At 59.0% G+C, this 8472-nt stretch carries 7 protein-coding genes; 5 read left to right on the top strand and 2 right to left on the bottom strand.

Translation table 11 applies throughout. The features are described from left to right. Window positions 1–321 precede the first annotated feature (321 nt). The 5 genes from VG146_00650 to VG146_00630 all read left to right on the top strand — a co-directional run bounded on the left by VG146_00650 (window position 322) and on the right by VG146_00630 (window position 5151). Window positions 322–1725, top strand: a complete 1404-nt coding sequence (locus tag VG146_00650) for a VCBS repeat-containing protein (GenBank protein HEV2390847.1) — start codon at window positions 322–324, stop codon at window positions 1723–1725. Between the two features lie 195 nt (window positions 1726–1920). Further along, window positions 1921–2361, top strand: a complete 441-nt coding sequence (locus VG146_00645; GenBank protein ID HEV2390846.1) for a DMT family transporter — start codon at window positions 1921–1923, stop codon at window positions 2359–2361. 192 nt (window positions 2362–2553) lie between these two features. Further along, complete coding sequence (locus VG146_00640; protein ID HEV2390845.1) at window positions 2554–3522, top strand: aldo/keto reductase; 969 nt, start codon at window positions 2554–2556, stop codon at window positions 3520–3522. A 6-nt stretch (window positions 3523–3528) separates the two neighbouring features. Next, window positions 3529–4314 carry an SDR family oxidoreductase gene (locus VG146_00635; GenBank protein ID HEV2390844.1) on the top strand — a complete coding sequence of 262 codons (786 nt, stop codon included), beginning with the start codon at window positions 3529–3531 and terminating at the stop codon, window positions 4312–4314. 54 nt (window positions 4315–4368) lie between these two features. Next, a complete protein-coding gene (locus tag VG146_00630; GenBank protein ID HEV2390843.1) occupies window positions 4369–5151 on the top strand; it encodes a metallopeptidase in 783 nt (260 codons plus the stop codon). A 381-nt stretch (window positions 5152–5532) separates the two neighbouring features. Here the strand turns inward: VG146_00630 and glmS are convergent, their stop codons facing one another. Next, complete coding sequence (gene glmS / locus VG146_00625) at window positions 5533–7392, bottom strand: glutamine--fructose-6-phosphate transaminase (isomerizing) (protein ID HEV2390842.1); 1860 nt, start codon at window positions 7390–7392, stop codon at window positions 5533–5535. 42 nt (window positions 7393–7434) lie between these two features. Continuing rightward, complete coding sequence (locus VG146_00620; protein HEV2390841.1) at window positions 7435–8034, bottom strand: HAD family hydrolase; 600 nt, start codon at window positions 8032–8034, stop codon at window positions 7435–7437. Between the last annotated feature and the right edge of the window lie 438 nt (window positions 8035–8472).

The raw sequence follows: 8472 nt of genomic DNA, 5'->3' as shown, positions 1-8472 counted from the left end.
CCGGTAGAAATCACTCGCTGCGGCACAGGAAAACCCCTCGCCGGTTGCCATAACCTCAGCTGAACTGACTTTTGAGTCGGCTTGTGCGTCGCAAAAGACGGATGCACTGCTGTCGTCTTTCCTTACGTGCGGATTTGGGCCTAACCAAGGCGATTGACACGGCCAATCGAGGACGCTAGCCTCTGGAATCCTTGAACACCCATATCCGTTGCAAAAAAGCCGAGTTCGGCTGCATTTGCACAAGCGGCTTGGCGCGGCTTGGCGTGGGCGGGTGAAGTCATTTGGCAACTCATTTGCCGCCCACCCGCAAGCCAATACAAAATGAAACAGAGCAATACGACCCGCTGGTCTCAGGTCGCTCTCAACGCGGGATTTTTGTGCATGGCTCTGCATTGCCCAGGCGCCGTCGAGGGGGCCATCGATGATGCACCCAAGGAACTCTTGTTCGTTCCCCGGAAAATCGATGGCCCGGTCCACGACCCTGCTCAGCACACCTACTGGTTCGGGCCGTTCGCCGAATGCGCCACCGTTCTGGATATTAACGCCGATGGCAAACTCGATATCGCGGCGGGCCGAAACTATTACCTCGGCCCTGACTTTACGAAATTCGCGGATTACCGGGACGGCGCGGAGGCGAACGGACCCGACGTGGACGACAATTACGAAGGCACCATGGACGTCAACAATGATGGCCGCCCGGACGTGCTGAGTTCGGGCTGGATGCGCCGGCAAGGCATCTGGTGGTACGAAAATCCAGGCAAGACCGGAGTCAAGTGGAAGTCGCACGCTTTGCTTGAAGACGACGGGGTCGAAGGCATGGTCATCGGCAACCTCTCGGGCCGGGGCGAAAAGGATGTGTTGGTAAATTACTTCGCGCGCAAGCCCGGTCGCAGCCTCATCTGGTTCGAGCACATCGACCAGCCGCCCTGGTTTAGGAAGCACGTGCTGGGGCCGGAAAACATCGGCGTGAGCCACGGCGCCGGAATCGGCGATATCAACGGGGACGGGCGCAATGATGTGGTCACCACCAGCGGCTGGTTCGAGGCCCCACCACACCCGGCGGAAGACCCCTGGATTTGGCATCCGGATTACCAGTTCTCAGCGTATGGCGCTGATGGCCGGCCCGGCGGAGCCGGACTGCCCATACTGATCACCGACGTCAATGGCGACGGGTTGAATGACATCATCATGGGCTCGGACCACGGCTACGGCCTGGCCTGGTTCGAGCAGAGACTCGACGGCGGCAAGCGCACCTTCGTCAAACACTGGATCGAAACCGATTATCCCACCTTCCACACGATGGCCCTGGCCGACCTGGACGGTGACGGAAAACCGGAACTTATCACCGGCAAGCAGTTGTTCGCCCACAACGGCGGCGACGTTGGCGCATTCCAACCGGTGTTTGTCTTCTACTACAAGTTCAACCGCGGTCGATTCGAGCGGCACATCATATCATACAGTTACCTGACGCCCTATTTTGGGGCAGGCAGCGAGAACACACCCCCACCCAACGACGTGGTCGGGGTGGGCATGAGGCTCCAGGTGGCGGACATCGATGGTGACGGCAGGCCCGACATCATTATTCCCTGCAAGACCGGCTTGTACATCTTCTATAACAAGGGATATATGCCGCGGCAGGGCGGAGTGAATTATCTGCCTGGCCGGACGACCTATCCCACGCATCGTGATTGGACGGCACCCAGGCAACCTCGCACTGGCCAATAGCGTGGCGTTCACGAAATGAGTGGTCAAAGCCTGAACAAGGGGAAACCGAGAAAGCAGAAGGAGAATCTCCGTTTCCTGTTTCCTCGGGTTCAAAAGAAAGGCCGCTCAATTGCTGAACATCGCGCTAGTCTTCCTTACCAAAAGTATGCCGATATGAATTTCGCCGCCGTGCAAAAATCCCACTGAGCAATGACTATGAAAATACACCTCTATCTACTAACAGTGTTGCTGGGAATCATCCTGGCCGTCCACCTGGCCATGAACGGCAAGGTCGGTAGTGTCTTGCAGAACGCCCGTGTTGGAAATGCGCTTTTCTGGTGCATCGGAGCGCTGGGCGCAGTCGCCATTGGCGTGAGCGGATGGCGAAGTGACGCCTTGGCGCCGCTCAAGCAAGTCCATCCGATGCTGCTGACGGCCGGCGTGCTGGGCGCTTGCCTGGTGTTCGCCATCGCCTGGCTCATTCCCAAGGTTGGGGCGGGAAGCGTGATGATCACCCTTTTAGCCGGCCAGGTAATCGGAGGATTAGTCATGTCTCACTATGGCTGGCTCGGTTCACCGGTCCAGCCCATTACGCTGGCCAAAGTGGTGGGTGTCCTGGTGATGATTGGCGGCGTCGTATTAGCGACCCGGCAGTGAAGCTGCAAAGGGAACGGGGTTCATGCAGATCCAGGTCATGAACGAACGCGGTTTTGGACCGCGAATCACGCAGATGAAACGAGATAAAATCCGCCTAACCCGGTGGTCCGCGGTCAAAACGTGGGATAAGTAGTTCTCTTGGTTTCCTTCTGTGCTAAAACTTTCGTAGCTCGAATTAGGCCCAAATAGCTTATGCAAAAAGTAAACTTGGCAGATACTGGACTTTCCGTCGGCGCTCTGGCACTGGGAACGGATTCGATCGGGAGCAAAATCGATCGTGAGACGTCTTTCCGTTTATTGGATCTCTTCCGTGAGCAGGGCGGGACGTTTATTGATACCGGCAACTTTTATGCTGCCTGGCTGCCAGGTTGCCAAGGGGGTGAGAGTGAGAGCACGATCGGCCTGTGGATGATAGACCGCTCCGCTCGGAATGAGATGGTAGTTTCCACCAAACTCGGCTTCGACTACCCGGGTTGTCCAGGCGGTTTAAGCTCACTCGAGATCGAGCGCGAATGCGAGAAGAGCCTGCGCCGGCTGCAAACCGACCGCCTGGATTTATTCTACGCCCATCGCGATGATGCTCAAACGCCACTCGAGGAAACAATGGCGGCATTCGATCGCCTGGTCCGCGCGGGCAAGGTCCGCGCCATTGGCGCCAGCAATCTCAGGGTCTGGCGCATCGCCCAAGCCAATGCCGTCAGCCGCGAGCACAAATGGGCCCGGTACTCCGTCGTCGAACAAAGGCACACCTATTTGCGTCCGCGGCACGGCGCCGATTTCGGCCCTCAGATTTGTATCAATGAAGACTTGAAGGATTATTGCCGCTCCGGTGGCATGGCGCTGGTGGGTTACTCGGTGCTGCTTCAGGGAGCCTACACGCGCTCGGATCGGCCCCTGCCGGCTCAGTACGCAGGGCCGGACGCTGACCAGCGCCTGGCGGCCTTGCGGCAAGTAGCTCAGGAAATCGGCGCGGATGCCAACCAGGTTGTCATCGCCTGGATGCGCCAGAGTAATCCGCCCGTGCTGCCCATCATTGCGGGCAGTTCGCCAGAACAACTTCGTCACAATATTGCCTCCTTGGCGATCAGCCTTAATGCGGATCAGATGCAACGCCTCGACACCGCGGGCAATCCAGACATCAAGAAATCTTGGCTTCGCTAGAGTCCTATGTCTGATGACCTGTTTAGCGTCCGTGAGCAGGTGGTGCTCGTCTCCGGTGGCAGCCGCGGAATTGGGCGAGCTCTTGCCGAGGGTTTTGCCCAGCGCGGGGCGCGCGTGATCATCACCAGTCGCGATCAGAAAAACCTCGAGCAAACAACCGCCGCCATGGCCGCCGCCGAGACAAAAGCGCAGGCTGCGGTTTGTGATGTGGCACAGCCCGCTGCCATCGAGCTCTTAGTAGAGCGGGTGATGCGGGACTACGGGCGAATCGACACTCTAATCAACTCGGCTGGAGTCAATCGGCGTGAGGCGGCAGCGACCGTGACCGAGGAGGATTACGATTACATTCTGGATATCAACCTAAAGGGCGCGTTTCTCCTCTCGCAGGCGGTGGGCCGTCATATGATCCGGCAGCGGAGCGGGAGCCAGATCCAGATTGCGTCTCTGGCTGCCGATCGTCCGCTGAAGCATGCAGGTCCTTACGCGATGTCGAAAGCTGGGCTGGGCCAGATGACCAGGTTATTGGCGATGGAATGGGGTCCTCACGGCGTGCGTGTGAACGCCATTGCGCCCGGTTTTATTGTGACCGATCTCACCAAAAAGCTCTGGACGAATGAGACGATGCATAACTGGGCCAAGGCCAATACACCTCAGCGACGTCTGGGCCAGCCACAAGACCTGGTTGGCACCGCCCTGTTCCTGGCGTCCCCCGCTGCCGCATTCATGACTGGACAAATTCTTTACGTGGACGGTGGATTTTCTGCCGGTTGGGCCTGGCCCATCCCGGAATGACACCCCATTCTGCCCTTTTCAGCGTTCGGGCTTCATTCCACACTCTCCTTCGATATGAAGTCCCTTTGTGCATTGGCGCTCCTGTGGGCAGCGCTTCTCAGACCATTCGATGCTCCAGCCACGCCACCCCAAGACCTGCCCAAGCCCCGCTCCCGCACCACAAAACATTTCTACGGCTGGACCATCCAGGTGGATGATCGCCTGCTGGACGCTCCCAACGAGGATTTGGGGCGCCATGCACTGGCGCTGCTTAAGGCCAAGCTGATGGACATCGAGTACGTCATGGCCAAGGACCACCTCCAAAAGCTCAAATCGATAACCATCGTTCTGGACCTGACCCATGGCCGATTGCGCGCGATGCAGTACCACCCCAGCGCTTCCTGGTTGGAAGAGCACCGCTACTCCAAGGACCTGGCCAAATGCGTGCACATCCCGCAAGCCGCTGATTTCGCAACGGCTCGCCAGGTCAACGAGCAACCCTGGGTGGTGCTGCATGAATTAGCCCATGCCTATCACGATCAAGTCCTCGGATTTGATGACGCCCGCATTCGGGATGCCTACGAGAAATACAAACATAGCGGCCACGGAGAAAGCACGCTGCTCTATGACGGGACGCGCACGCGGCATTATGCGCTGACTGACCCAAAGGAGTTCTTTGCCGAGTTTACTGAGACTTACTTTGGTGTGAACGATTTCTTCCCGTTTAATCGCGCGGAACTCAAAAACGCCGAGCCGGAGATTTATGCTTTAATGGTCAGCATTTGGGGGCCGATTCAGACCGGGAGTCCCTGGCCAGCAGGCGCCCCTCCCGATCAGGGCCAGCCTTCAACCCACTGAGTCTCCTCCAGTGAAAAAGGGCTGTTGACAACGCCCCGGTCCTGGCCCATGAGCGACGCAGGGTGCTCCATTTCAACATCACGGTTCCACCCCGGCTGCATACGATGCCCTGGTTGCCAGGTTCAACCTCCAGGTGATCCCCAACTGACCTGCGACGGATCAAACCGCGCACAACAACACTTCTCGAGCACAAAGCCGTTTTGATAGTCCGGAGCTGGCTGGCCGATAGACCAAGTAAACCTGGCTTACTTTTCTTTCCGAACTCCGGGTCGGACCATCCTGAAAAGTGTGGCACACTTTAATTACTTTATTTGTCTGTGACATTCTTAATTGTCCACAGACAATCATCATCATCATCATCAAAGTCCGGTTGTTATGGCCCTATTCGACCGTGACACTCTTGGCCAGGTTGCGCGGTTTATCGACATCGCAGCCGCGCTCGACGGCGATGTGGTAGGCCAGGAGTTGCAGCGGCACCGCAGTTAGCAGCGGCTGGAGAATGTCCAGCGTCGGCGGGATATAAATCACATCATCGGCTTTGTGGGCGATTTCTTCATCGCCCTGGGTGGCAATCGCAATGATGGGCCCTTTGCGGGCTTTGATTTCCTCGATGTTGCTCATGTTCTTCTCGTACATCGCGTCGCGCGGAACGACGAACACACTGGGGAACTGAGGGGAGACCAGCGCAATGGGCCCGTGTTTCATCTCCGCCGAGGCATAGCCTTCGGCATGGATATAGGAGATTTCTTTGAGTTTGAGCGCCCCTTCGAGCGCAATCGGAAAGTTATGCTGCCGCCCCATGAACAGGAAATCCTCGAACCGCGCGTATTTCTTTGCCACCGCCTGGATATGCTCGTTTCCGGCGAGGATCTTTTTGAGCTTGTCAGGGATGGCCTGCAATTGGCGAATGAGGCTGCGGGCATCAGCCGGCGAGAGACGCCGGCGCTGGCGGCCCAGGGCGATGCCCAGGAGGGTCAGCCAGAGGACCTGCATCTCGAAGGCCTTGGTCGAGGCCACGCCGATCTCGGGTCCGGCGCGCATCTGGATGTCGGCGTCAGATTCGCGAGCGATTGTTGAGCCGGCCACGTTTACAATCGCCAACGCCCGCGCCGCCTGGGCCTTGGCGCCCCGGATTGCCGCCAGGGTATCGGCCGTTTCGCCTGATTGGGAGATCGAGACAACCAGGGTGCCCTTTTCGAGCGGGCGATTGCGGTAGCGCATCTCGCTGGCGCATTCGACCTCGACCGGCAGGCGGGCGAGGTTTTCGATGAGGTATTCGCCCGCCAAGGCGGCGTGCCAACTGGTCCCGCAGGCCACCAGCAACAGACGCCCTACCTTGGCCAGCTCCGCCGGGCTGAGGGCCGATTCCTCGAACACCACCTGGCCCGCCGCGGGCCGCAAGGTCATGCGGAGCACTTCGCCCACGCGCTGCGGCTGCTCGTAAATCTCTTTAAGCATGTAATGAGCGAAGTCCCCGCGTTCGGCAGAGTGCGAGGACCAACTCAGGGTGCTGGCGGCGCGCCTGGCTGGTTTGCCCTGCGCCAGGATGGTCCATTGGCCTCCAGTAGCGGCTACAATATCTCCGTCCTGCAAATAGACGACCTTGCGGGTATGGGAAATGATCGGGGAAATGTCGCTGGCGAGGAAGACCTCGTCTTCCCCCACCCCCAGCACCAGCGGCGACCCGCGCCGCGCGCCGAAGAGTTGCCCGGGCAGAGCCGCGTGGACCAGCGCAATGGCATAAGTGCCGTTGGCTTGCCGGGTGGCCGAGAGGATGGCGGTGATAAGGCACTCGGCCTTCAGCGGTTTGCCTTTGGCAAGCAGCCGGTCGAGGTGGTCGCCGATCAGATGCGCCAGGACTTCCGTATCGGTCTGGGAATGGAACGTGTGGCCGTGGCGCAGCAGGCTTTGGCGCAGGGCGGCGTGATTCTCGATAATGCCGTTATGGACCAGGGCGATCGTGCCGGATTGGTCCTTGTGCGGATGGGCATTGGCGTCGCTAGGCAAACCGTGAGTCGCCCATCGGGTGTGGCTGATCCCCAATGAGCCCGTGACCGGCTGCCGCGTGACCAAATCGGCCAGCCCCGCCACGCGTCCGACGCATTTGCGGGAATGGAGCTGCCCCTCGTGCAAGGTGCAAAGGCCGGCCGAGTCGTAGCCGCGGTACTCCAGCCGCCGCAAACCCTCGAGCAGGAGCGGGGCGGCCTCTTTTTTACCTATATAACCGACAATGCCGCACATAGGAGCGAGCAAACGTGATTTGAGTTATTTGCATCAAGCGCATTACAAAGTTTTTTCCTTTTTTCCAACCGATTCCAAGGCGGCGCCGGCGCGGCGCGGATTCGTGCCGAGTATCCACTGGGCAACCGCCGTCATATCGTCGAGCACCACCGCCCGGGCGATTTGTTCCTTGAATCCCGCCTCCACCTCGCGACCGTAGCCGGTTCGGACCAGGATGCACTGCCGGACCCCTGCGTTCCAGCCGCATTCGAGGTCGATGAGCTTGTCGCCAACCATGAAACTCTGCGCCAAATCCAGGTGGAATTCCTCCCGCGCGTCAAAGAGGAACTGCGGGGAAGGTTTGCGACCGCGGCTGGGCAATCCCGGGGCCTCGGGGGCGACGTAGGTTCTGTCGAAATGGACGCCCTGTTTGCCCAACTCCGCATCGATATATTGATTAACCTGCTGAACATCAGCCAGGGTGAAATAGCCACGGCCCACCCCCGACTGATTGGAAACAATGAATAAACGATAGCCGGCTTGCTGCAGGCGATTGAGGGCCGCGCCCACTCCGGGAAAAAAGGCCACCTGCTCAGGACGGCAAAGGTAATTGCGCTCCTCGATGAGGGTACCGTCGCGGTCGAGAAACACGGCACGATTCATTATGTTAATGGCGCAAGAAATGTGGCGCACCCGCTTTCGCGAGGAAAGCAAAAAGGACATCAACCCGGCAGACAGCGCACATGCAGAATCTCCATCGGCTGCCCTGCAATTTCCCCCGCCGTGAATCCGAACGCCACCTTGCAAAGATTAGGTCCGATGCTGGCATTTCCGCCATGCGTGTTCCCCTTGTGTTGATTGCGGCCGCGCTTTGCTCCGGCTGCGCAACCGCGCATTTTTCCCAGAGGCCAAGCAATGTTACCTCGGTTGAGCCATCGCAGGCCGTTAACGTCGCCCCCGTTCCACCGCCGCCATCTTCCGGCGCTGGTTCAGTCCAACCAGCCATCCTCAGGCTCGATTCGGGGCGCGAAGAACGATTATTGGGAGGACCGTGGGAAGGACTACACATAGAGGGACCCCTCTCCCCGACCCTCTCCCCTT

The sequence above is a fragment of the Verrucomicrobiia bacterium genome (assembly GCA_035946615.1).
Classification (GTDB): Bacteria; Verrucomicrobiota; Verrucomicrobiia; order Limisphaerales; family UBA8199; genus DASYZB01.
The sequence above is the reverse complement of the archived record's forward strand: the minus strand, read 5'-3'. Positions and strand labels throughout refer to the sequence as shown.

Excerpts from the sequence above, each read along its gene's own strand:
- glmS (HEV2390842.1), bottom strand. The coding sequence starts at position 7,392 with ATGTGCGGCATTGTCGGTTATATAGGTAAAAAAGAGGCCGCCCCGCTC.
- VG146_00650 (HEV2390847.1), top strand. The coding sequence starts at position 322 with ATGAAACAGAGCAATACGACCCGCTGGTCTCAGGTCGCTCTCAACGCG.
- VG146_00635 (HEV2390844.1), top strand. The coding sequence starts at position 3,529 with ATGTCTGATGACCTGTTTAGCGTCCGTGAGCAGGTGGTGCTCGTCTCC.
- VG146_00645 (HEV2390846.1), top strand. The coding sequence starts at position 1,921 with ATGAAAATACACCTCTATCTACTAACAGTGTTGCTGGGAATCATCCTG.
- VG146_00630 (HEV2390843.1), top strand. The coding sequence starts at position 4,369 with ATGAAGTCCCTTTGTGCATTGGCGCTCCTGTGGGCAGCGCTTCTCAGA.
- VG146_00620 (HEV2390841.1), bottom strand. The coding sequence starts at position 8,034 with ATGAATCGTGCCGTGTTTCTCGACCGCGACGGTACCCTCATCGAGGAG.
- VG146_00640 (HEV2390845.1), top strand. The coding sequence starts at position 2,554 with ATGCAAAAAGTAAACTTGGCAGATACTGGACTTTCCGTCGGCGCTCTG.